Annotated in this window: 18 protein-coding genes and 1 tRNA gene; 9 read left to right on the top strand and 10 right to left on the bottom strand. The window is 61.8% G+C overall.

Going from position 1 to position 22,086, the window contains the following annotated elements; all coding sequences use genetic code 11:
* Positions 1-147: 147 nt before the first annotated feature.
* Positions 148-1,635 (bottom strand): geranylgeranyl reductase family protein, encoded by a 1,488-nt coding sequence (locus EA472_RS16505; protein ID WP_124192616.1) that lies wholly within the window; start codon positions 1,633-1,635, stop codon positions 148-150.
* Between the two features lie 564 nt (positions 1,636-2,199).
* Between EA472_RS16505 and EA472_RS22600 the strand changes: the two genes are divergently transcribed.
* Complete coding sequence (locus EA472_RS22600; RefSeq protein WP_165874927.1) at positions 2,200-2,352, top strand: hypothetical protein; 153 nt, start codon at positions 2,200-2,202, stop codon at positions 2,350-2,352.
* Positions 2,353-2,782: 430 nt separating this feature from the next.
* Here EA472_RS22600 and EA472_RS16500 read toward each other — a convergent pair whose 3' ends face one another.
* Together EA472_RS16500 and EA472_RS16495 are read right to left on the bottom strand one after the other, a co-directional pair.
* Positions 2,783-3,031 (bottom strand): HalOD1 output domain-containing protein, encoded by a 249-nt coding sequence (locus EA472_RS16500; RefSeq protein ID WP_124192615.1) that lies wholly within the window; start codon positions 3,029-3,031, stop codon positions 2,783-2,785.
* A 55-nt stretch (positions 3,032-3,086) separates the two neighbouring features.
* Positions 3,087-3,755 carry a helix-turn-helix domain-containing protein gene (locus tag EA472_RS16495; RefSeq protein ID WP_124192614.1) on the bottom strand — a complete coding sequence of 223 codons (669 nt, stop codon included), beginning with the start codon at positions 3,753-3,755 and terminating at the stop codon, positions 3,087-3,089.
* An 88-nt stretch (positions 3,756-3,843) separates the two neighbouring features.
* Between EA472_RS16495 and EA472_RS16490 the strand changes: the two genes are divergently transcribed.
* Together EA472_RS16490 and EA472_RS16485 are read left to right on the top strand one after the other, a co-directional pair.
* Positions 3,844-4,626, top strand: a complete 783-nt coding sequence (locus EA472_RS16490; RefSeq protein WP_124192613.1) for a hypothetical protein — start codon at positions 3,844-3,846, stop codon at positions 4,624-4,626.
* 9 nt (positions 4,627-4,635) lie between these two features.
* Complete coding sequence (locus EA472_RS16485) at positions 4,636-5,529, top strand: hypothetical protein (RefSeq protein WP_124192612.1); 894 nt, start codon at positions 4,636-4,638, stop codon at positions 5,527-5,529.
* A 60-nt stretch (positions 5,530-5,589) separates the two neighbouring features.
* Here EA472_RS16485 and EA472_RS23425 read toward each other — a convergent pair whose 3' ends face one another.
* On the bottom strand, positions 5,590-5,931 hold the full coding sequence (locus EA472_RS23425; RefSeq protein ID WP_394341353.1) for an AI-2E family transporter: 342 nt from the start codon (positions 5,929-5,931) through the stop codon (positions 5,590-5,592).
* 2 nt (positions 5,932-5,933) lie between these two features.
* Entirely contained in the window at positions 5,934-6,506 is a 573-nt protein-coding gene (locus tag EA472_RS16475) for an AI-2E family transporter (protein WP_279387183.1), read from the bottom strand.
* A 375-nt stretch (positions 6,507-6,881) separates the two neighbouring features.
* On the opposite strand from EA472_RS16475, the gene EA472_RS16470 reads away from it, so the two are divergent.
* The gene (locus EA472_RS16470; protein WP_124192610.1) at positions 6,882-8,204 is read left to right on the top strand and encodes a hypothetical protein; all 1,323 of its coding nucleotides are present in this window, start codon (positions 6,882-6,884) and stop codon (positions 8,202-8,204) included.
* A gap of 530 nt (positions 8,205-8,734) precedes the next feature.
* Here the strand turns inward: EA472_RS16470 and EA472_RS16465 are convergent.
* The 3 genes from EA472_RS16465 to EA472_RS16455 all read right to left on the bottom strand — a co-directional run bounded on the left by EA472_RS16465 (position 8,735) and on the right by EA472_RS16455 (position 11,279).
* Positions 8,735-10,039, bottom strand: coding sequence for a cation:proton antiporter (locus EA472_RS16465; protein WP_124192609.1), 1,305 nt, complete (start codon positions 10,037-10,039; stop codon positions 8,735-8,737).
* A gap of 850 nt (positions 10,040-10,889) precedes the next feature.
* Positions 10,890-10,964 (bottom strand) — tRNA-Val (locus EA472_RS16460).
* 27 nt (positions 10,965-10,991) lie between these two features.
* Positions 10,992-11,279 carry a DUF7553 family protein gene (locus EA472_RS16455; protein ID WP_124192608.1) on the bottom strand — a complete coding sequence of 96 codons (288 nt, stop codon included), beginning with the start codon at positions 11,277-11,279 and terminating at the stop codon, positions 10,992-10,994.
* 131 nt (positions 11,280-11,410) lie between these two features.
* On the opposite strand from EA472_RS16455, the gene EA472_RS16450 reads away from it, so the two are divergent.
* The 4 genes from EA472_RS16450 (at position 11,411) to EA472_RS16435 (ending at position 16,621) form a co-directional block, all read left to right on the top strand.
* On the top strand, positions 11,411-13,192 hold the full coding sequence (locus EA472_RS16450) for an adenine deaminase C-terminal domain-containing protein (RefSeq protein ID WP_124192607.1): 1,782 nt from the start codon (positions 11,411-11,413) through the stop codon (positions 13,190-13,192).
* Between the two features lie 103 nt (positions 13,193-13,295).
* A complete protein-coding gene (locus EA472_RS16445; RefSeq protein ID WP_124192606.1) occupies positions 13,296-14,588 on the top strand; it encodes an MgtC/SapB family protein in 1,293 nt (430 codons plus the stop codon).
* A gap of 196 nt (positions 14,589-14,784) precedes the next feature.
* A complete protein-coding gene (locus EA472_RS16440) occupies positions 14,785-16,140 on the top strand; it encodes an aminotransferase class III-fold pyridoxal phosphate-dependent enzyme (protein ID WP_124192605.1) in 1,356 nt (451 codons plus the stop codon).
* Positions 16,141-16,267: 127 nt separating this feature from the next.
* Positions 16,268-16,621 (top strand): hypothetical protein, encoded by a 354-nt coding sequence (locus EA472_RS16435; protein ID WP_124192604.1) that lies wholly within the window; start codon positions 16,268-16,270, stop codon positions 16,619-16,621.
* Between the two features lie 21 nt (positions 16,622-16,642).
* On the opposite strand, the gene purD is transcribed toward EA472_RS16435, so the two are convergent.
* Positions 16,643-17,935, bottom strand: a complete 1,293-nt coding sequence (gene purD, locus EA472_RS16430; RefSeq protein ID WP_124192603.1) for a phosphoribosylamine--glycine ligase — start codon at positions 17,933-17,935, stop codon at positions 16,643-16,645.
* A gap of 139 nt (positions 17,936-18,074) precedes the next feature.
* Between purD and EA472_RS16425 the strand changes: the two genes are divergently transcribed.
* Positions 18,075-20,759, top strand: a complete 2,685-nt coding sequence (locus EA472_RS16425) for a PAS domain S-box protein (RefSeq protein ID WP_124192602.1) — start codon at positions 18,075-18,077, stop codon at positions 20,757-20,759.
* Positions 20,760-20,822: 63 nt separating this feature from the next.
* On the opposite strand, the gene EA472_RS16420 is transcribed toward EA472_RS16425, so the two are convergent.
* On the bottom strand, positions 20,823-21,800 hold the full coding sequence (locus EA472_RS16420) for an FKBP-type peptidyl-prolyl cis-trans isomerase (RefSeq protein WP_124192601.1): 978 nt from the start codon (positions 21,798-21,800) through the stop codon (positions 20,823-20,825).
* Between the last annotated feature and the right edge of the window lie 286 nt (positions 21,801-22,086).

The raw sequence follows: 22,086 nt of genomic DNA, 5'->3' as shown, positions 1-22,086 counted from the left end.
CGCTCTCGAGTCGCGGAACGTTCGACGAATCGACGGCGACACCCGCGGCTGCGAGAAAACGTGACAAACGTGACGACGGAACGAGGGGACAAAAACCGATCGATCGTGAGAGACCACCGCTTTCACCGAACCGGCCTCGGTCGGCTTTCAGTACTTGTGGTCGCTGGGGGCCAACTCGAGCTCGCGGTAAAACTCCCGATCGATGCGGTCGCGCGCGGAGAGCCACCGTTCGAACGAGGACCGGTCTTCCGGATACGCCTCGTACCGACGTTCGTACGCGGAGACGTAGTTCCGCGTCTTCCTGACGGTGAGGATGGCCTCGTACAGCTCGCCGTTGCTCACGCCGAGGCGCTCGAAGGTGCCCGCGCGGTACTCCGCGACCAGATTCTTGAGAACGCCGGTGCCCACGAGTACCTTGCTTTTGAGCCCGTCCACTTCCATCGAGGTGCCGACGATCTCTCGAAGCTCTCGCTCGGGAAGCACCGCAGTGACGGCCCGGAGGACGTTCACGTCGATGGAACTCGCGGCGACGTTGTACGCGTCCCACGCGGCGAGTTTCGCGGCTTCGCCGTGCTCGCGGTACAGCCAGCGGTTGTGCTCCCAGAGGCCGGCCTCGGAGACGTCTCCGTCCTCGACGGCCTCGACGGCGGCGCGCCCGGCGGAGTAACCCGAATAGGCCGCCCCGCGGATGCCTTTGCCCGTGATCGGATGCGTCGTTCCCGCCGCCCCGCCCGCGGCCAGATAGCCGGGCGCGACCATCGAATCCAGCGGTCGACGGAGCGCGATCGCCGATCCGAGCTTGTTCTTTTCGTCGAACTTTTCGGCGACGGTCGCCCCCCGGAACTCGGGTCGGTTCTCGAGGTCGCGGCGCAAGCGATCGACGAGCGGGATCGGCTCCTTGTTCATCTGGAATCCCAGACCGACGTTGATTTCGGTCGGCGTCCGGGGGAAGTACCAGAGATAGCCCAGCTCCTCCAGGGGTTTCCCGACGATGGCGTCGTGATACGCCACCGGCTCTTCCGTCTCGATAATTTCGCGGTAGGCCGACCCGAAGTGGGTGTAGTGGGGCACCTCGAACGTCGGGTCGCCGGGCGTCTCGAGCGCCTCGAAATCGATCAGATCTTGCAGAATCGACTGCGCGCCCGCGGCGTCGATCAGGACGTCACACTCGTACGTCACCGGTTCACCGCTGCGAACCGCTTCGACTCCGGTGACGCGTCCGTTCTGGATTACCTCGTTGACCACCGTGTCGTAGTGTTGCTTTGCGCCGCAGGCGGCCGCCTGCTCGAGCAGACGCTGACCGAACTCGTAGCGGTCGACGACGTTGCTGCTTTCGTCGTAGGGAAGTGCCTTTCGCACGCCGAGTTGTTCGTCCCAGAACTCGATCCGGTCGATGTTGTTGTCGACGAGGACGGCCTCGTCGTCGGCGATCGCGTCCATGTCGATCGGTCCCGGATACTTGCTCGGATCTCGCGGGCTTTTGATCGCGTCACCGCACGCGATGAAGCCACCCCACTCACGGGATTTGCGCTCGAGTTGGACCACGTCGAGTCCGTCGGCCGCTGCCGTTGCCGCCGCAAAACAGCCCGCTATCCCGCCCCCGACGACGACAACGTCGTGCTGGTTGCGCCCCATTGGATTCGTTCGTGCGTTCGGAAATGGGGAACCTAACTCTTGCTTTTGCGGCGGTTCGCTGGGCGGGTAGAGGCGATCGTTCCATCTGGGAACCGCTCGCGGGTCGTCGTCGCTCGTCCTCGACGATGGCCGCCGCGTCGAGAGCCGCCGGCTGAGCCACGAGACCCGCGTCCGTGCTCGATTCGTCCGCCGAACTCCGCGCGCGATGACCGTTCGATCGAGCCTGCGTGGGCCGCTCGAGCGATCCCGGAGAGCCCGTCTTCGCACGCAGGGTAGTATTATCCACGCGGAAAATCGTTTATCCAACATCTATAAATATCGTTACGTTATACTTTCTCGTGGAAGCCGTCTCCACGGGGACGTACGAAAGTCCCAGGTGTTGGCGCACCTGAGACGCGCTTCCAAACCACCACGGTCTCGAAGCATGATTCCATACCCACTACCACGACATAAAAGGTACGCACGATTCGACCACCGCTCGCGTCCGCGTAGCGACGGCACTACCCGGTCCGGTAGGGACGAACCGCACTCCGCCGAGCCGAGTTACCACGGACGGAGCCGCCGATGAGTTGCGACGACCCGCTCGGCACGTGTCCTCGCTGCGGACGCGCCATCGCGATCTCGTACACCCTCTCGCCGACCGAACGCTACGCCTGGCCCTGCGGCTGTCGGCAGCCGGTGACCGACCTCGAGCGCGCCGACGGGGGCGGTCGGTGAACCGCCACACCACTCCCGCTCGCGAACGACCGACACGACGGGGTACCCCCTCGAGCGCGAGCGCTGTGCAACCCCGTTCGACGACTACCAGATGCCTCGAGCGACGGTCCGCTACGAACCGACGGAGCGTTCGAACGGATTGGCTGAGACGGATTACCGTACCGACGTCCCGGTGTATCCGCCGCCCGCGTCGCGGGTGCGCCGGAACTGACGGACAGTAAACCGTCTGAGACGGGCTGTTGTCCATCGGTTTCCGCCACACACTCGAGCGGTCGTCCCCACACAGCGCTACGCCAGCCAGTCTGATCCGCGGCGTCACACCGCCACTCGATCGCCGCCGACGGATACCGCTGGCAGCGTTGCTCGAGGCCCGAGCCCGGCGCAACTCGGTACCGCATCGCTCGTTCCTGGCGAAGCCGAGCCCCGCTGATCAGAGCGCTTCGCGAAGCGGCTCCACAGTCACTCCCTCATCGTCCACCGCCACACCGAAACCGGCGTACCGAAATCGCAGCCAGACACCAGTTTCCGGGCCGTCGAACAGTGTATTCAGCGCGTCTGGATCTACCGCTTCGTACAGCGGCGGGAGGTCCAGCGGGTCGCTGTCGGTCGTCTCTGCAACGGCTTCGATTACGGCGTGGACCGGCGTTTCACCGTTTTTCTCCGCCAAGCTCGTTTCCATGACCGGTAATCGAACGCTAGCGTTCGTATTTCAGCGTCCTCACCCTCTCCAGGGTTTATATACTCTCCGTCCGCGCTAACGTGTGGCGAAGCAGTGCGTGCTGTCCACGTCGAACTCGAGTCGAGAGTGCGGACGTCGAGATGTCGAGTTCGTCGGCAATCTCGTCCATCGTCGTCCCTCGCGGAACGTCGAAGTAGCCACGTTCCAGGGCCGTCAGAAGCGCCTCCTGTTGCCCGGCCGTAACGCCGTATCGGCTTTCGAACCCCCCGTCGTTCTGTATCGCCTTCTCTTCGTAGAGCGTCAACAGTTCGAATCGCCGATTCCGCTCGAGGCAGGCCTCCCGTAACCGAACGACGGCATCGCGCGACGGAAACCGGGCGAGAAGTTCTTCCCGTTCGGCCGTTGCCGTGAGACGAATGTTCGTTATGTCGTGTTCGACCGTCACCGCGTGGACGGTGTGACGCTGTCCCTCGTCGGACAGCGTTATCCGATACAACCGTTTCTCCGGCAACGTCGTCAGGCATTCGTAGGTGCCGATGGTCGGATCCGCAGCGAGTCCGCGTTCGTATTCTTCGAAGTCACCACCCATCGCCCAGATAAACATCTTCCACGGCTCGTCTCCGATCGAACGGATATCCTCGAAAAGAAGTTCCATCTCGGGAACGCGTTCCAGCGCAGCTTGCCCCCACGGTGGACCGATTTCTGCTCTCCCGATAAGGGCCATTATCATTCGGCTGTGTTCGCGTTGCGGATATACCTTTACCAACCTCAATTGAAAGCGGATAGTGTCCGTGAGAAACGTCTTTGTGGTAATGGGAGACTACGTCCCCACCAGAGGCACTGATCGCACGGGGTGTGGTCCGCGTGCCCTTCTGGGCGGTCGAACTCGGTGGGAGATCAGGTCGTCCCTATTTATTGTTCGGAGTGAGAGACGCTTCGTCCAGCGGAACGACTGTACTGAGATCGGTGATATCTCTAGTGACGATCTCAACAGCAGTACAGATTCGTTGGCTCTTCTCTTCGCTTCCAAATACACGCCATCCGAACTCAGGGTGTACGATCCCAAAACAGAGAACGCCGGACAAGTCGAACGGGAACTCCGAAACCGGCCGTCAAACCGGCTTCGACGGGAACCAGTAAAACGGTCGTATAACCGTATTACGGTCCGTCTTCCGTACGATGGCGTCAAACAGTTGCTCAAACTTCGACCGGGCCGGCACAATTTCAATCCGCCGATTTGCCATGCGCTCAACTGGCGCGAGATCGTCTATCACATCGATTATGCAGTGGGGAAAGATGCCGATGATGCTGCGGAGTACGTCAAAAATGAACTGCGGAAATGGCAGGAGGATGTTGAGGAATACGTCGAGTGGATTAACCGGGACATCCGGAAGATGGAGGATAAACTGCAACGCCGAGCCCGGAAAGCTGTTGAAAGCAGGAAAGAAGCGGTGGACACGCATCGGAAGGCGATGGAGGCGTGGACGTGGACGAGGTTGCTGACAGTGATCAAGGGTTTATCATCCCGGAAAAGAAACGGAACATCGAATTTCCGCCAGAGAGTGATGACGGTTCGGCTGACCACGAGACGGTGATGCCGGACCATGTGTTCGCTGGGAAGCTTCGCCGTTTACGGCGGAGGGGATATCACAAATTTTCTATTTGTTGGGGCAGGAGCAAGGGAGTCATTCATATTCGGTCACACCCTATATAAAGTAATCGTACTTATGAGCTACGCTACTACTCATCTCTCAATGGACACCGACGGAGCTGCGAAGCGCATCGAAGCTGCGGTTGATCAACTGACGTTCGCAATCGAGCAGGAAGATTCCGACGGAAACCTTACCGAGACGGTACAGGAACTTCAGGACATTGTAGTGGAGGCCGGCCAACTGCTTGAGACAGTTGACCTCGAAACGCTGCCGAAGGCCGTTGACTTTCGAGAACTACCGGGCTTAGTCGATGTGGAGCAAATTCCAACGGCTATCCGTGAGCGCGATCCAGACACCGCAATAGACCTGCACACGATTCGCCACGCGATACGATTGCGAGAGCTCTGGAACTCGATCGATCTGGTTGAGTTCGCAGAGGAGGCAGCACAACTGAAAAAAGAGGTAGTTGATGTCCTCGACGAGGACGCACTTCCTGGAGACGGTACCTCTGAAGCAGTTGGGGAGGTTCGAGACTTCATTGCGGAGGTTCGACCGGAGGTAACGAACGCCGCGATTCAACAGCAAGCTCAAAAGAGAGCGCGTGAAGCCCGGGAAGGTGTATTAAAGGGACACAAAGCTGTCGAAGAGGTATATCCTGCAAATCGACGACAGCCAGGCACCAGGCCTCGGAACCCGACTGCTGTCTCGCTCCACCCCTCAGGCCCGATACCGGACAGCGTCTCAACGCGATTCTCTTCAGTTCCATCGAACGTTCGACTGTCCAAGATCGATGCCCTTCCTCGAGTCTATGGCCGACGATGGCGAACTATTGACCGTGATCGGTAATTGGACGGGGAGCGTCGAGTACTCCAGAAAGGCTAGTCTGGATTACGACTGGTCACCCTGTTATCGCAACCCCGTTTCCAAGGTAATTCTCGCACCTTCGATATGACGGGACCGATGAACAATCCGACTACCCCCGAAAACTGCAATCCCTCCGAAAATACCAACGATAACCGTTGCTACATTACTCCCTCCGGTGTGCCCCATGAGGTAAGCCCGAAGATAATTATCGGAGATACTGATCGCAAGCCCGTAGATGACCATCAGTGCAGCTGCGATGGGACGACCAGCTACCACGAGATACACTGAAAGCGGAAGCCAGACTGCGACTACGCCGATCAACGGCAGCAATGCGGCCAGGAACGTCGCTACAGCGATCAAGACAACCGCAGGTATCCCGGCCAGTGCTACCGCAATTCCGAGCAGAATTGCTTGAACGAGGGCGATCCCGACGTTGCTAACGACAGAGGCCCCATCAAGCGATCCAGTTCAGAGAGCAACTCACGCTGGACGCTGTCCTCGATCGGGATCACCCTCTGGAACCAGGCGAAGGGCCGTTCGCTGTCGATCAATAGCGAATAGAGAACGAACACCATAACAGTGAGACCAATGAGTAGTTCGCCTCCACCTCCGACAATTCCGAAGGCGCTTGTCGCTACTCCTTCCAGCCCTGTCCTAATTGGTTCCTGATACGTTGCATACAGTCCATCGATATTTAGCGGATATCCAGCATCTGCGAGACGTGACTCAATGGCAGTGATTGTGATGTCCCCTTCTTGAATAGCAGTACCAAGTTCCAGACTTTCTTGGATCGCAATAGCAAGGATATAGACAACAGAAAGGATTATCAACAGAACTGTAACAACGATAAGCGTAATTGCTGCACTCATCGAACCCAATCGGCGTTCTAATATCCGCTGTGCGGGCATCAATACGTAGGCAAGAACAACTGCTAGCAAGACGTACTTTAAATATGGCAGTAAAAGTAGTCCTATTTAAATAATGCTCAGTAATGCGAGGACATCGTAAGCGTACCGCTCGGTAACCCACGCGGACGGATCACCGGTATTAGACATGTCATGAGAACAATTTCCTGTCGAATGGTGCCGAAGGCTGCAAGAGCAAGGAGGGAACACAAAATATTCTCTGTTGATTCATTTGCAGATCTCTAGTGGCCCACAGATAATGAACTTCTCAAAATACCAATGGTGCAAAACAGCAACTCATAATACTAAAAACAATAAAATTTGAAGCTTCCAAAATAATTGAATAGTTCAAGGCTCCTAGTCATATCATTCACGTCCTTGAGTTAGAAGGGGGCTTGATTAAAGGAAGTAGACATGGGCCTCTCTATTATGCCAACAGACGAATCAGGAGAGAGGCGGTTAACAACGGATCGAGAGACGATCAGGAAATGGGCCGAAGAGCACGATTTAGCACCTGTTCGAACGACCGAAACGGAGACCACCGTTGAAGACTCGTCGAATCCCTATTGGTTACGCACCGAAACCGAACGGACTGAGACGATGGAGACTCTCTCCTGGGACGAGTTCTTCCAAGTGGTGGAAGAGAATGAACTGGTAATTGTATTTCACGAGGACCATCCCGCTCGTCCCGTAGAGGTCGTCGACCGCGATCAAGCAGTGAACCACGCTCCAGTAGGGGCAAGCGAACTCGAGGAACGTCTCCTCGCAGGCGAGACAGTAACGAGCGAAGTCACCGAAACTACGGTCGTTGAGCGGACCATCGTCGAGCATGCGACCATCGAGAGCGAAATTATCGATACTGAAGTGCTCGATAGCCGGGTCGTCGATGTCGACCTTCGCTCCAGAGAGATTGGTAGCTGTGACGTGGTCAATCAGAATGTGTTCGACGATATCGACCAGTCTCGGTTCGAAGATATGGACCAGCTGACCGGCGGGCTTCGAGAGGAACTCCCTCAGTCGGTTGGTGTCGAAGTTGATGTCGATGAAGACTGGTCTATCACTCGTGAATTGCTCGAACGAGCAACCATTGAAAGTCGAATCGTCGATGTGGATGTCACCGAGACAGACGAGGTCGAATCTGAGACGGTCGAGAGTTCGATCGAGATTGAACGGGTTCAGCAGGCACTGCTGGAGAGCGACGTTATCGAAACACAGGCGGATCCCGAAGAGATTATTAAGAGCGAAACCATCGAGAGCCATTTCCACGAGGACGATATCGTCCGGACACAGATCAACCAACGACGAATCGTCGAAGACGAGGTTACCGAACGAAAGATCATCCGTGGCGACCTAACCGAGAGCGAAGTGCTCCAAGCCGAAACCAGGGCGAGTACTCCCATCGAGACTGCATTCGTAGACGGTGAAAGCCTTGACAGTGGAGTGAGCCCTGTCGGCGTAACGGAGTACGATACTGAGACAACCGAGGCTGAAACAGAGGTGGGCGAGGACGTACGGGCGAAGATTACTGACGATGACGAGGGGAAACCGGTCGTAGATCCCGAAGGAAACCCTGTGGGCATGGTCGAGGAGGTAAGCGGCGGGAAGGCGTATGTCGATCCTGAGCCTGGACTCGTCGATCGGGTTAAGGCGAGACTGGGGTGGGGGAACGCCGATGAGGAGGACTACGCCCTCACCGAGGAAAACATCGGACGAATTACTGATGAAGAGGTCGAATTATCGGGCCCTAAATAGACGAGAGGTCAGTCGTTTTGGAACGAGACGCCGACGTTGCCGTCTTGACCATCACGCTCCATCCACCAGCGTGAAACCACCAGCACCCACTGTCTATGAGTAATTAACAGGTATTTGATCGGCACGGTCTGCTGAAGCTTTCAGCTGCGGCTGTAACAACGACTATTGTAGGATGTGCTGAAACGGCGGAAACTCATAGAGAATGGGACGGTGTCGATGAGATCGTTCTCGAAGATCATACTGACGGTTGGAACCGTATCAGACTCGACGCGATCGCTGACGAAGTGAATTCAATCCTCGTCCTTTACGAAAGCCAAGAATACGAGATTACAGTGAGCAACGGTGACGGAGAGTCCCATTCCCTTGAAATACAAAACGGAAGTGAAGTAGTTGGTCCTCGTGGATTTCACTGTCTGCTTGCTGCTGGTGCTTGGACACATCTTCAGCAAGCAGACGTCTCAACTAACCGGCTTTGTGATGTACTGATTATGCTTTTTCGAGTGGCCCTGGTGTCAGATTAGAGAATATTTTCACTCTTCGGCCCAATTCCTCATTTCTATCTGGGAGGGACGATGACGGTCCACCGAATTCATAACTGGACTGGCAGTAAGGCCGTGAACGAAAATCGACAGTAGAACTACGAACCCGACGAAGGCCCAGAGCCACTCCGCGGCGACGATCAGTTCCATTTCTTCGAATGATGCGTGAGCTAATGCATAGGACAGATAGTAGAACGATCCGATGCCACGAATTCCGAAAAATGAGATGACAGCGCGGTCGATCCACGGAGCATCGGAGCCGAGAAATGCGATAATTCCGGCAACGGGACGGAGTAGAAACAAGAAAGCGAGGCCAAGTAGCCCTCCGGTCCAGGTCAATGGTGCCAGGAGGCCGCCTGCAATCGCACCGCCGAATAATACGAGTACCGTGGCCATGAGGAGCCGTTCGACGATTGCGGCGAAGTCATGGAGGCGCCGATGGTACTCGTGTTCCCACTCGAAGCGGCGAAGTCCAAGCGCAGCGACGAAGACAGCGATAAAGCCATACCCGCCGAGTAGTTCGGCTATTCCGTAGGCGAGCAGTGTCGTGGCTAGTGCCTCCGCTCCAACCATGACTTCTGATCGATGGGAAAGTGTTGGAGCGTGGAAAATAATACGAGCCATCACGTGTCCCACAACGTATCCTACTACGAGTCCGGCACCGACTTTGTACAATACATCGACCAGTACCCAATCAATCAACCACGTGTAACCCGAAGCGTTCGCAGCAGCCGCAGCGATTGCGAGGTATGTGAATGGAAACGCTAGCCCATCATTGAGACCTCCTTCCGATGTGAGCGCGAAGCGAATGGATCCCCATCTCTGTTCAATTGAATTTTCCTCTTCTATTTCGGTGAGTGGAGCACCTGCCTCGACATCTGAGGCTAATACTGGATCGGTCGGAGCTAAGACCGCCCCCAGGAGAATGGCGGTCGGAAGCAAAAGTCCGATAAAATACCAGCCCAGCAGGGTCGTGACAGCGATAGTCAGTGGCATAGCAACGGCGAGAAGCCTCCACGTTGACATCCAGGTCAGTACGTCGAATGGGCGATCGATTTTCAGCCCGGCACCCATCAATGCGATAATCACGACGAGTTCAGTGACCCGCTCGGTGAGACCAGAGTTGGCGACTGGATCTACGGACGGCATTCCGGGAACGACAGAAAACAAGAGTATGCCGAACCCGACGTAGATCATTGGCAATGACAGCGGTTTGTCCGCTAAAAAACGCGGAAGAATGACTGCCCCTAATACGGAAATGGCAATAACAATTAACGTGATTTCGTAGGCACTCATCCAGCGGATAGTATGGCGAGTACGGTGAAAGCTGTCGGGCCTGCTTGCACCCGTTCATAGGGGCTGCAAGACAAATACGAAGCTGCTAACGATTTATTCGAGTCCTCGTATGCGCATCGGTGCAAACAACGACTATTGGTTGTCGGAGACTGAGTCGATTTGTCACGAATAGTAATCACGAGAGTGTGAGCGACATCCGCTCCGCCGTAAACGGCGAAGCTTCCCACAAGCGAAGGCTTGCTGGTTTGGGAGAGTTACGGTTTCACATCCTCGAGGGAATGCTGGCAGTTCCACGCTACCGTTACCCCTATCAACCGTCGAGAGATGGGAATTCGGGGTTATCTTGTGCTTCCTGCACCCCGTTCACCACATGGGAGGGGTGCCTTCCACGATGAAGGGGCGAATCCCGATATTGTCTCAGTAGGCGGGTAGACCGCCTCGGTTGGCATTCGGTACGCCATAGAACCTCTCAAAACCACGTGCGGGCGCTGTATCCCCGCGCTGAAGCGCGAGGTTGTAGCGCCCTAATCCGCTTGATAAGAGGAGTATTTTATCATTTCCGTGCGCATTCCTTTACGCGAGATCGTGACACTACACGGGGGCCGACAAGATCCTTGTTGAATTGGTTGTCCATCCAGACGGGGTGCAGACTCCGACTCACTGGTTAGAGCCGATGAGCGCGGAGAAACCACTCACACGGATTGTAGCAGTAAGTTGATGGGTTGGGGCAGATTTGAACTACGCCGAGACGTGCTCGCTGCGCTGCGCGCGACTCGTCTAGTTCAAACTGCCGACCATTTTTGACGACACGGACTCCTCGCTACGCTCGTCGTCGTTGTGTCGTCAAAAATGGGTTGGGGCAGATTTGAACTGCCGACTTCCTCCGTGTGAAGGAGGTATCATAACCAGACTAGATCACCAACCCGCACGGTCACGTATCCGTGCGGTCGACTTAAGGTTTCCTTTCGTCGCTCGAGTCCGACCCCGAGTCCCCGCCCGGAACCGCCTCCCGAACGGTTCCGACCGTCGTCCGCGCGCGGCGTTCGACCCGGTGCTCGAGATCCGTCGCAGTTCGGCGAACGGTCTCGAGTCGTCCCGCCTCGGGTTCGGGCTCGTCGTCGCGTCCGAAGGCCCGCCGTGCGCGCTCGACGACCGGTTCGAGGTTGGCTTCGATCCCGAGTCGCGCGTGTTCGCCGGCTCGCTTGAGGTAGTACAGGCTGTCGTGGAAGTGTTTGTTCATGGCCTCTCGAAGCCGTATAGGGCGGGATCGAATATAGTCCTTTCGTAGGCGACAGAACCGGCGCGTCCGCTCGGACGAGTCCGACGATCGAACCGGGAGCGATTAAGATCCTGGGCGAGAACCACCCTGGCATGAACGAACTTCAACCCGTCGCGCTCGAGTCCGAGGGGGCGAGCGCGGATCTGGTTCTTTCGGGCGGACGGGTCTACTGTTCGAATCGGCGGACGTTTCTCGAACGGGACGTCGCCGTCGTCGGCGATCGGATCGCGGCCCTCCCGGAAGACGCGAGTTCGGTCGTGGACTCGGAGACGACGGTCGTCGACGCGAACGGCCGGGTCGTCCTGCCGGGGTTGATCGACGCCCACACCCACGTGGACATCTACCTGACGCCGGAGCGGGCGGTTCCGTCGCTTCTCGCCGCCGGGACGACGTCGATGGTGAGCGAAACCTCGGGGCTCGGCGTGCTGTTCGGCAGCCGCGGCGTCGAGACGACGCTCGAGCGAACGGCGGAGCTACCGCTGTCGATCTACCTCACGCTGCCGCCCCAGCTTCTGGTCGACACCTTCGAGCCGGTCCGGGCCGACGACGCCGAACTCGACGCCCTCGCGGAGTTGCTCGACCGCGAGCGGGTGGTCGGCGTCGGCGAGGTCGACTGGGTGCACGTCGTCGGTCGCGACTCGCCCCTCGAGCGCCTCTACGAACGCACTCGAGCGAAAGGCGAGACGATCGTCGGCCACGGTGCCGGCTGCCGGGGAGACAGACTCCGCGCGTTCGCGACGATCGTCGACAACGACCACGAGGCGATCTCGGCCGAGGGCGTCCGCCAGCGCGCCGAGCAGGGTCTGCACGTCGTGGGTCGCTGTGGCTCCGTCCGCGACGACCTCGACGTGCTCGTCGAGGCGTACCCCGACGTCGATCGCGCGAGCGTCTCGGTGTCGACCGACGGCATCTGGCCGCGGGACCTCCTCGAGGGCTTCGGGATGAGCGAGGTCGTCAGGCGGATGATCGAAAGCGGCGTGTCGCCCGCCGACGCGATCGACGCGGCCACGAAAAACCCTGCAGCGCACTTCGGATTGGCCGGTCGCGGCGTCGTCGCACCGGGTGCGTTCGCCGACCTCCTGGTCGTCGAGAATCTCGAGTCGATGACCGTCGAGACCGTCGTTGCGGACGGAGCCGTCGTCGTCGCCGACGGAGAGCCGACCGTCGAGCCGCGGACCGATCCGTATCCGGAGTACGTCTACGACACCGTCTCGGTCGACCTCGAAGAACGGCGGTTCACCGCACCGCGTTCGGCCGCGCCGGCGGACGCCGTGCGGGCGATGGTCGTCGACCAGGGGCTCGTCACGACCGAGACGACGGTGGAGCCGGCCGTGCGAACGGATCTCGACGGGGAGCGGCTGGTTCCCGCCCCCGACCGGGACGTCCTCACGGCGACGATGATCGATCGAAATCCGGCCGTCGAGGATCGCGGGTTCACCGGCTTTCTCACCGGATTCGGACTCGAGTCCGGGGCCGTGGCGCTGACGGGGACGTGGGACGCGACCGGTCTGGTGGTCGTAGCCGCCGACGTCGAGGACGCGCTCGTCGCGGCGCGGCGCGTCTCGTCGATGGGGGGCGGCTTTGCCGTCTCACGGGACGGGGGCGTCGTCGCCGAACTCGCCGCGCCGGTCGCGGCGACGGCCGTCGACGCTCCCCTCGAGGACGTCGCGGACGGCTTCGAACGGTTGCGCCGGGCGCTCGCCGACGGCGGCGTCGAACTCGAGCGGCCGCTGTTGACCCTGCAGACGCTCACGTTCCTCGGCGTCCCGACGCTGAAACTCACAGCCAGCGGCTACGCGGACGTGCTGGGGCGGTCGACGGTCGGCCTCGATCCCGATTCGACCGACGTTCCCGCTTCGGCCGACGATCGCTGAAGACGTCTCTCGAGCGTCGATTGCGGTCGATCGCCCCGTCGACGTTCGCAGAACGTTCGAGCCGGCACGTCGCTTATACTCGTCCGGATGGAACGGGACGGAAGTGAACGAGCTAGCGCTGCAGATCCTGGACGCCCCGCTCGACGATGCGGTCGTCCGAATCGCCCTCGCGGCCGCGCTCGGCATGTTCCTGGGGCTCGAGCGAGAGTGGTCGCACAAGTCGGCCGGCATTCGGACGTTCTCGCTGATCAGCCTGCTGGCCGCCGTCTTTACCGTCCTGGTTCTCGAGACCGAGGTCGGAGAGGGGCTGCTGATACTCGGGGGGCTGCTCGTGATCGTTCAGGGGGTACTCCTCGCGATTCAGGGGCTGTTGAGCGACGAGGAAGCCGGCCTCTCGCTGACGACGTCGGTGTCGATGCTCGTCGCCTACGGCGTCGGCGCGCTGGTCGCCGCCGGGTTCATCATCGAGGGCGTGACGGTCGCGGTGCTCTCGTCGCTGTTGCTGGTGTTGAAACGCGAGCTACACGAGTTCGCGTGGGGACTCTCGCGCGAGGAGATGCGGTCGACGACGGAGTTCGCGATCCTCGCGTTCGTCGTTTACCCGCTGTTGCCCGCCGAGGCCGCCCTCGATCTCGGCGCGTTGACGATCCCGCTCGAGCCGCAGGTCATCTGGCTGATGGTCGTCGCGGTCGCGGGGATCGGCATCGTCAACTACGCGATCGTCTCGACGTACGGCGGCCGCGGGATCGCGGTGACGGGCTTTTTCGGCGGCCTCGCCTCGTCGACCGCGGTCGTCGGAACGATGCTGGATCACGTCCGACAGCGTCCGGAGGCGGCCTCCTACGCCGTCGCGGCGATCCTGCTCGCGAACGCCGCGATGGCCGCCCGGAACCTCGCGATCGCGGTGGGATTCACCGTCGGCGGCGGGACTGCCCTCCTCGTCGAGTCGATCGTCCCGCTCGGTGCCGTCATCGTGATCGCGTTCGCCATCGCGGTGGCGACCGCGGACTGGCGCGAGTCCGGTCCGATGGAACTCGAGAGCCCGTTCTCGATGAAGAACGCGCTCGCGTTCGGCGCCGTGTTCCTCGTCGTCCTCGTGTTCGGCTCGCTCGCCGAGACGTGGTTCGGCACCCTCGGGTTCTACGCGACCGCCGTCGCGAGCGGCTTCGTCTCGAGCGCCGGCGCGACGACGTCGGCCGTCGTCCTCTATCGCGGGGGACAGCTCGGCCCGACCGAGGCGACGATCGCCATCCTGCTGGCGACGGTCTCGAGCATCGTCGTCAAGGCGATGCTGGCGGCGACGTCGACCAACCGCCGGTTTCGCAACCAGGTCGCCGTCTACAGCGCCGCGCTGTTGCTCGGGGGCGCTGTGGCCTCCGCGTTGCTGGTGATCTGACGCGGCCCTTCTACCGGCGTCCCGGCGGAACCGCAGAGCGGATCGCGGTGGCACCGGAAACGAGTTCCGACGGTCCGTCCGATTCGATCGAACCGTCGCGTCCCTCGAGTCGGGGGAGCGGCGGCGTTCCGGATCGCGAGTTCGAGCGACTGCGAGCCGTCGAGGCTATTTACCTGCTGGAGCGCGTATCCAGCGTATGGACAGGGACACGGCCGAGCCCCGGGTCGAGGCGATCCCTGGCGAGCGAGCGAAACGGTGGGTCGACTACCACCACGGGTTCGCCGCACCCAGTACGTACGTCTACGAGTTCGTCTGGGACACGAGCGCCGAGGCGGCCGGTCCGTTCTGCACCGACGTCGACGGCAACGTGTTGCTCGATTTCACGAGTCACGTCGCCGCGGCGCCGCTCGGGTACGACAATCCCCGTCTGCGCGAGAAGCTCGCGGCGCTCGACCTCGTCGATCCGCTGAAGATCGCCGGACAGGACTTCTACGTCAGCCCCGGCGGCTCCGACCCGCGAACCGACGCCGCGTTTCCGGGTCCAGCCCAGCTGATGGATCGGCTGGTCGACCTGACGAGCCACTACGAGATGGATCGTGTCTTCCTCTCGAACTCCGGCGCTGAGGCCGTCGAAAACGCCATCAAGATCTGCTACGCCCGCGGCGGCCACCGGGCGTTCACCTTCGACGGGGCGTTCCACGGCCGGACGCTCGGCGCGCTCTCGCTCAACCGATCGAAGACCGTCCACCGGCGCGGCTTCCCCGAAATCCCCGGCGTGGTCACCGTCCCCTATCCGGCGAGTCGGGAGGCGTACGAAACCCGCTGGAAAACCGACGGACCGGGTGGCAACGTCGTCGCCGACAAGCTCCACCCCGAGCAGGGCGTGATCGATCCCGACGAGGTCGCCTTTCTCGTCCTCGAGCCGATACAGGGCGAGGGAGGCTATCGCGTCGCCGACGCCGAGTTCGCTCGCGATCTCGAGGCGCTGCGCGAGCGCTACGATCTGCGGGTGATCGTCGACGAGATCCAGTCGGGTCTGGGTCGAACGGGCGAACTGTGGGCCGTCGACCACCTCGATCTGACGCCGGACGTCATCGCGAGCGGGAAGGGGCTGCGCGTTGGCGCGACGATCTCGCGATCGGACGTCTTCCCCGAGGAGACGGGACGGCTGTCCTCGACCTGGGGAGCCGGCGATATCGTCGCCTCGCTTCAGGGTGCGCTCACGATCGACGTGGTCCGCGAGGAGAACCTCCTCGAGAACGTCCGCGAGCGCGGGAAGCAGCTCCGAAACCGTCTCGAGAGGTCCGAGTCCGAAACGGATGCGATCGTCGACGTGCGCGGCCGCGGACTGATGCTCGCCCTCGAGTTCGACGCGACGGATCGTCGTGACGCCGTCGTTCGGGCGGCGTTCGAACGCGGCCTGCTGACGCTGGGCTGCGGACACGAGACGCTCCGATTGCTCCCGCCGCTCGACGTCACCGAACGCGAGATCGACCTCGGCGTGGAGCTGTTGTTCGCCGCGATCGAGGACACGTCGGTCGCCGTGGAGTGATCGGCACGTAGTACGCCGTCGAGCGATCGGAACCGCGGAGTCGCTCTCGAGACGTTACCGGTCGCCCAGCGGAGTCGTCGCACGAAAGCCGCGATCTCTTCCCGCCGTCGATTCAACCGAGCGTACGATGATCGGCGCCTACACCGTCGGCAAGAAAGCGGCGACGTTCGGCTACAAACGATACGGCGTTCCGGGAGCGGTCGCGTCGGGCGGCGTCGCCCTCCTCGGGGTCGTCGCCGTCAAACGCGCGTTGCGATCGGCCACCGAGGCGGACGACGACTCGATCGCGTCGGCCGTCGACGCCGAGTCGATCGAAGCCGCCGTCGACGAACGGGGGCTCGAGGCGGTGACCGATCTCGGCACGCTCGAGGACGCGATCGATCCCGACCGACTCCGGGAGCGCGTCGATGTCGACGACGTTCGATCGTCGGTGAACGACGAGGCGGGCGAGTTTTTCGACGAAGACGACGGGTCAGCGTAACGCGGAGGCGAATCCGGTCGTTCAGTTTCCGCGCAGTTCTTCGACGTGGTCGATTCGGCGCTGGACGAGGTCGGGTTTGCCGATGTCGTGGCGCACGTGCAGTCCCTCCTCGCCGGCGACCGCGAGTGCGTCCTCTGCGATCTCCTCGGCATCGGTGATCGAATCGGCGAGCCCGACGACCGCGAACGAGCGCGAGGTGGTCGTGTAGATGCCGTCGTCGCGCTCGTCGACGCTCGCGTAGTACAACAGCGCGTCTCCGGCGCTTTCTTCGTCCACGGTAACCTTCGCACCGGCTTCAGGATCGGTCGGATACCCCTCGGGGACGGCGTACTTGCAGACGGTCGCCTGGTCGGCGAACTCGAGTTCCGGCGGTCCCTCGCCGTCGCGGGCGGCGACGAGGACGTCGAGGAAGTCCGTCTCGAGGACGGGGAGCGTGTTCATCGCCTCGGGGTCGCCGAAGCGGGCGTTGAACTCGACGACTTTGGGACCCTCGGCGGTCAGCATGAACTGGCCGTAGAGGATGCCGCGGTAGTCCTCGAGCGCGTCGACGGTCGCCTCGATGATCGAGACGGCCTCGTCGTAGTCCTCGGCGGTCATGAACGGTAGTTCGCTCGTCGCATCGGAGTAACTGCCCATGCCGCCCGTGTTCGGCCCCTCGTCGCCCTCGTAGGCGCGTTTGTGGTCCTGAACTGCGGGTGCGGTCTCGAACTCGCCGTTGGCGACGAACGCCTGGATCGTAAACTCCTCGCCGATCAGTCGTTCCTCCAGGACGATCCGGTCGTAGTCGGAGTCGCGGATGTACGCTTTGCCCTCCTCGGCGGTGACCTGATCGCCGATGACCTTCACGCCTTTCCCGCCCGTGAGGCCGGCGGGCTTGATCGCGAGGTCGCCGTCGTACTCGTCGACGAACTCGCAGGCCGCGTGGGTGTCGTCGAACGTTTCGAAGTCCGGACAGCCCGGAATGTCGTGTTCGGCCATGAACCGGCGCTGGAACGCCTTGTCCGTCTCGATCCGGGCGTCGGCTTCCTTCGGCCCGAACGCGTAGACGCCGGCGTCCTCGAGCGCGTCCGCGACGCCGGCCTCGAGCGGCGCTTCCGGGCCGACGACGGCGATGGTCGCGTCGACCGCGTCGGCGAACTCGACGACCGCCTCGGGGTCGGTCGTCTCGAGCGTCTCGAACTCGGTCGCGATCCGACCGATTCCGGGGTTTCGATTGCCGGCACAGGCGTAGAGGTCGGCCTCGCTGTCACGAAGTGCACGAGCGATGGCGTGTTCGCGACCGCCACCGCCGATCAGGAGCACGTTCTCTTGCATGATCGATAGCGGAACGCACGAACCTGTAAGCGTTGCTCTTTTCGAAAGCGCGTACTATGCACGATTGCGAATACGTCTGCCGGTCGTTCGAACGAAGTCGGGCGGAGAACTTTTAGGATTCACACCCGAGTCAACCCGTATGGCCGACCGAGCGCGGACCGCCGACGGGGAACGCGGGCCGGACGTCGACGGCGACGTGGCCCGCCGGTGTTATCGGGCGGTGTCCGAGTCGGTCGACGACGGCGTCTTCAGACTCGACGCCGACGGTCGCGTCGTCGACGTCAACGACGCGTTTCTCGAACGAACGGGGTACGACCGGGACGCGCTCGTCGGCGGACCGCTGTCGACGTTCGTCGACGATCGAGGTGTCGACAGATTCGAGCGCGAGGTCGTCGCTCGACGAGAGGACGACGCCGACGGTACGATCGGTCTGTCGATCGAGACCGCGGATAGCGATCGTCTCCACCTCGAGATTCGAACCACCGTTCTCACCACCGACGGCGAGTTCCGCGGAACGCTCAACGTCGTCCAGAGCGCCCGGGAACCGGCCGCCGACCGCGGCGACGTCCCGTCGCTCTGGGAGACGACCGAATCGATCACGTCGGTGATCGACGAGGCGGACGTCGGCGTGTTCGTCCTCGACGAGTCCTTCGACGTCGTCTGGATCGACGAAACGGCCGAAACGTTCTTCGGAATCGATGGATCCGAGGTCGTCGGTCGGAGCAAGCGCGCGGTCATCGACGAGACGATTCGCGATCGCGTCGCCGACCCCGACGCGTTCGCGGAGACCGTGCTGGCGACCTACGACGACAACACGTACGTCGAACGCTTCGAGTGTCGGATCACCGCGGGCCAGAGCCGCCGGGAGCGGTGGCTCGAACACCGGAGCAAACCGATCGAATCCGGTCGATACGCCGGCGGTCGGGTCGAACTCTACTACGACGTCACCGATCGAAAGGAGTCGGAGCGGGCCCGGCGAGCGAGCGAACGCCGGTTTCGGTCGCTGGTCGATGCGGTCGAGGAGTACGCGATCTTCATGCTCGATGCGGACGGAACCGTCGTCAGCTGGAACGAGGGCGCAGAGCGAATCAAGGGGTACGAACCCGAAGAGGTCATCGGCGAGCACGTGTCGCTGTTCTACACGTCCGAGGATCGGGACGCGGGCGTCCCGGAGCGAAACCTGACGAAAGCCCGCGAGACGGGTGCTGTCGAGGACGAAGGCTGGCGCGTCCGCGCCGACGGATCGACGTTCTGGGCGAACGCGACGATCACCGCCATCCGGGAAGACGGCGAACTACAGGGCTACGCGAAAGTCACGCGCGACATGACCGATCGCCGAGAACGGGAACAGAAGCTCCAGCGCGAACGCGATCTGATCGAACGAATCCTGCAGACGAGTCCGGTCGGTATCGCGGTCGTGAACCGGGACGGCTCGACGAGCCGTGCGAACGAACGCATGGCGGAGCTCCTCGACGTTTCCCCCGAGGACGTCTCCGAGTACGGAGCGGGTCAACGGGACATGTTCGACGAGGCCGGAGACCTCCTTTCGATCGACCAGCGCCCCGCGGGTCGCGTCTTCGAGTCGGGCGAGCCCCTCCACGATCAGGAGATCCTGATAGATCCGCCGGGCGGCCAACAGCGGTGGCTCTCGATCAACGCGACGCCGATCGCCGACGACGAGGGGACACCGGAGCAGGTCGTCGTGACGGCGACGGACATCACCGATCTGAAAGAGCTAGCCGAGCGACGCAAACGTGAACTCGAGGAGCGCGAAAAGGAACTGGCGATCGTTCGACTCGCGACGAACCTGCTCGAGCCCGGCGATCAGCCCGTCGACGAACTGCTACAAGAGCTCGTCGAGCAGCTTCCGCGTTCGTTTCAGTACCCGTCGTCCACCGTCGCGCGCGTCTCGATCGGCGAGCACGAGGCGACGTCGGACGAGTACGAACCACTCGACCGGTCGCTCACCGCCCTCACCCGAACGGCAAACGGCACGCTGATCGCGATCGACGTCGGCTGTCTCGAGTCCGCTCCGACTCCGGACAGCGATCCGTTTCTCCCGGAGGAACAGGAGCTGATCGACACGCTCGCCACGCTCGTGAAGTTTCACTTCGAGCGCCAGGAGTACGTCGAGGAGTTGCGCGCCGAAACCAGACGTCTCGAGCAGTTCGCCTACGCCGCCTCGCACGACCTCCAGGAGCCGTTGCGAATGATCTCGAGCTACCTCCAGTTGCTCGAGCGACGATACGGCGACCGCCTCGACGACGACGGCCGCGAGTTTCTCGGGTTCGCGATCGACGGCGCGGAACGAATGCGCTCGATGATCGACGGCCTACTCGCGTACTCGCGCGTCGAGACGCGGGGTGATCCGTTCGAGACGGTCGATCTCGACGACGTTCTCGACGACGTCCGCGCGGATCTCGAGGTGCGGATCGTCGAGAGCAACGCCGAGATCACGGCCGACTCGCTCCCGCGCGTCGAGGGCGACGCCAGCCAGCTGCGACAGGTGTTCCAGAATCTGCTGGACAACGCGATCGAGTACAGCGGCGACGAGCCGCCGCGGATTCACGTCTCGGCCGACGGACGCGACGACGAGTGGGTGATCTCGGTGCGCGACGAGGGGATCGGCATCGATCCCGACGACGCCGAGCGAATTTTCGACGTGTTCGAACGGCTCCACACCCACGACGAACACCCGGGGACCGGCATCGGGCTGGCGCTGTGTGAGCGAATCGTCGAACGCCACGGCGGCGAGATCTGGATCGACGCCGAACCCGGCGAGGGGACGACCGTCTCGTTTACGCTGCCGGCCGCGGACGAATAACAGAGCTCGAGCGACATCCGCTCGACGCGATCGCCACCGGAGTGAAACCGACCGAGCCGCGGCTTACTCTTCGACGCCCTCGAGCTCTTCGACGATCTCGTCGGCGTCGACGTCGGCGTCTTCGAGTGCGTCCTCGATGTCGCCGCCGCCCATGCCACCCATGCCGCCCATCATGCCGGGCATGCCCATCCCGCCCATGCCGTCGATGACTTCCTGGACGATGACCCGGTCGACGTCGATCTTTTCGATGACGTCCTGGGCGATCTGTTGCTTGGAGAACATCCACTGCTGGTTCATCGTCATCTGGGGCGTCGCCTCGAGATAGAGGGTCTCTTTCTCGACGACCTCGGTTTCGAACTCCGGTTCGGCGGGTTCGTCCTCGTCGTCTTCGGCTTCGTCGTCTTCGGCTTCGTCGTCGGGTTCGACGGGAACCTCCTCTTCGACCTCGTCGGTCTCGATCCAGAGGTCGGGCTCGACGCCGAGGTACATCTCGAAGAGTCCGGCCGCCTGGGCCTCGCGGTCGTCGACCAGGTCGACGATTTCGTACTCGTACTCGACGTCCTCACCCGCGAGCGGGTGGTTGAAGTCGACGCGGGCGCGGCCGCCGATGATCGTGCTGATGTATCCCTGCCGACCGTCGATCTGGACGTTCGCGCCGGGGTGGCGGTCGTCCTCGTCGATCTTTTCGGCGCTGACGGTCTCGACGTTGTCGGGATCGTACTCGCCGAAGGCGTCTTCGGCGGAAATCGTCACGGTGCCGGAGTCGCCCGCTTCGCTGCCGAGGATCGCTTCCTCGACGCCGTCGAAGATGTGTCCCTCGCCGAGCGTGATCGTTCGTGGCTTGAACTCCTGGCCCTGGGCGTCGACGCCCTCCTCCTCGGCGACGTCGGGATCGGTCGTGTCGACCAGCTGCTCGCCTTCGACGGTGTAGGCGGTGTACTCGATCTCGACGAAATCGCCGGCCTGCAGTCCGTCGTCGTCTACTTCCTCATCGACGTCATCGGCCTGCTCCTCGAGCTCGGCCTCTTGTTCCTCGGTCATACGTGGTACGTCCGCCCGTCCACATTTAAACTAATCGCTAGCAGACCGCGACGGGTCGCTGTGGCGTGAGATCCGAGAGCGTTCGACGGTTTCGTCGCCCTCGCGGCGACCGCCCTCCAGGGACGAAGAGCGCCTCGAGGGACACTCGGTCGCGGGCCGAGACGCGAAACCGTGCGGTTTGTCGGTCGGCAGTTCCAGCGCACCCGCGAACGGTCGGCGGTCGTATCGGGATACGGGTACAGCGGGCCGTCTCATACGGTTTACTGTAAGTCACTTCCGGAGCGAC

It is taken from the genome of Natrarchaeobius oligotrophus, from assembly GCF_003841465.1.
GTDB classification, from domain to species: Archaea; Halobacteriota; Halobacteria; order Halobacteriales; family Natrialbaceae; genus Natrarchaeobius; species Natrarchaeobius oligotrophus.
Note: the sequence above shows the minus strand (reverse complement) of the source record. Positions and strands in the feature narration are given on the sequence as shown.

Coding starts and splice junctions, on each gene's coding strand:
- EA472_RS16440 (WP_124192605.1), top strand. CDS start 14,785: ATGGACAGGGACACGGCCGAGCCCCGGGTCGAGGCGATCCCTGGCGAG.
- EA472_RS16485 (WP_124192612.1), top strand. CDS start 4,636: ATGTGTTCGCTGGGAAGCTTCGCCGTTTACGGCGGAGGGGATATCACA.
- EA472_RS16505 (WP_124192616.1), bottom strand. CDS start 1,635: ATGGGGCGCAACCAGCACGACGTTGTCGTCGTCGGGGGCGGGATAGCG.
- EA472_RS16465 (WP_124192609.1), bottom strand. CDS start 10,039: ATGAGTGCCTACGAAATCACGTTAATTGTTATTGCCATTTCCGTATTA.
- EA472_RS16420 (WP_124192601.1), bottom strand. CDS start 21,800: ATGACCGAGGAACAAGAGGCCGAGCTCGAGGAGCAGGCCGATGACGTC.
- EA472_RS16490 (WP_124192613.1), top strand. CDS start 3,844: ATGGGAGACTACGTCCCCACCAGAGGCACTGATCGCACGGGGTGTGGT.
- EA472_RS16435 (WP_124192604.1), top strand. CDS start 16,268: ATGATCGGCGCCTACACCGTCGGCAAGAAAGCGGCGACGTTCGGCTAC.
- EA472_RS16495 (WP_124192614.1), bottom strand. CDS start 3,755: ATGGCCCTTATCGGGAGAGCAGAAATCGGTCCACCGTGGGGGCAAGCT.
- EA472_RS16450 (WP_124192607.1), top strand. CDS start 11,411: ATGAACGAACTTCAACCCGTCGCGCTCGAGTCCGAGGGGGCGAGCGCG.
- EA472_RS22600 (WP_165874927.1), top strand. CDS start 2,200: ATGAGTTGCGACGACCCGCTCGGCACGTGTCCTCGCTGCGGACGCGCC.
- EA472_RS16425 (WP_124192602.1), top strand. CDS start 18,075: ATGGCCGACCGAGCGCGGACCGCCGACGGGGAACGCGGGCCGGACGTC.
- EA472_RS16470 (WP_124192610.1), top strand. CDS start 6,882: ATGCCAACAGACGAATCAGGAGAGAGGCGGTTAACAACGGATCGAGAG.
- EA472_RS16500 (WP_124192615.1), bottom strand. CDS start 3,031: ATGGAAACGAGCTTGGCGGAGAAAAACGGTGAAACGCCGGTCCACGCC.
- purD (WP_124192603.1), bottom strand. CDS start 17,935: ATGCAAGAGAACGTGCTCCTGATCGGCGGTGGCGGTCGCGAACACGCC.
- EA472_RS16455 (WP_124192608.1), bottom strand. CDS start 11,279: ATGAACAAACACTTCCACGACAGCCTGTACTACCTCAAGCGAGCCGGC.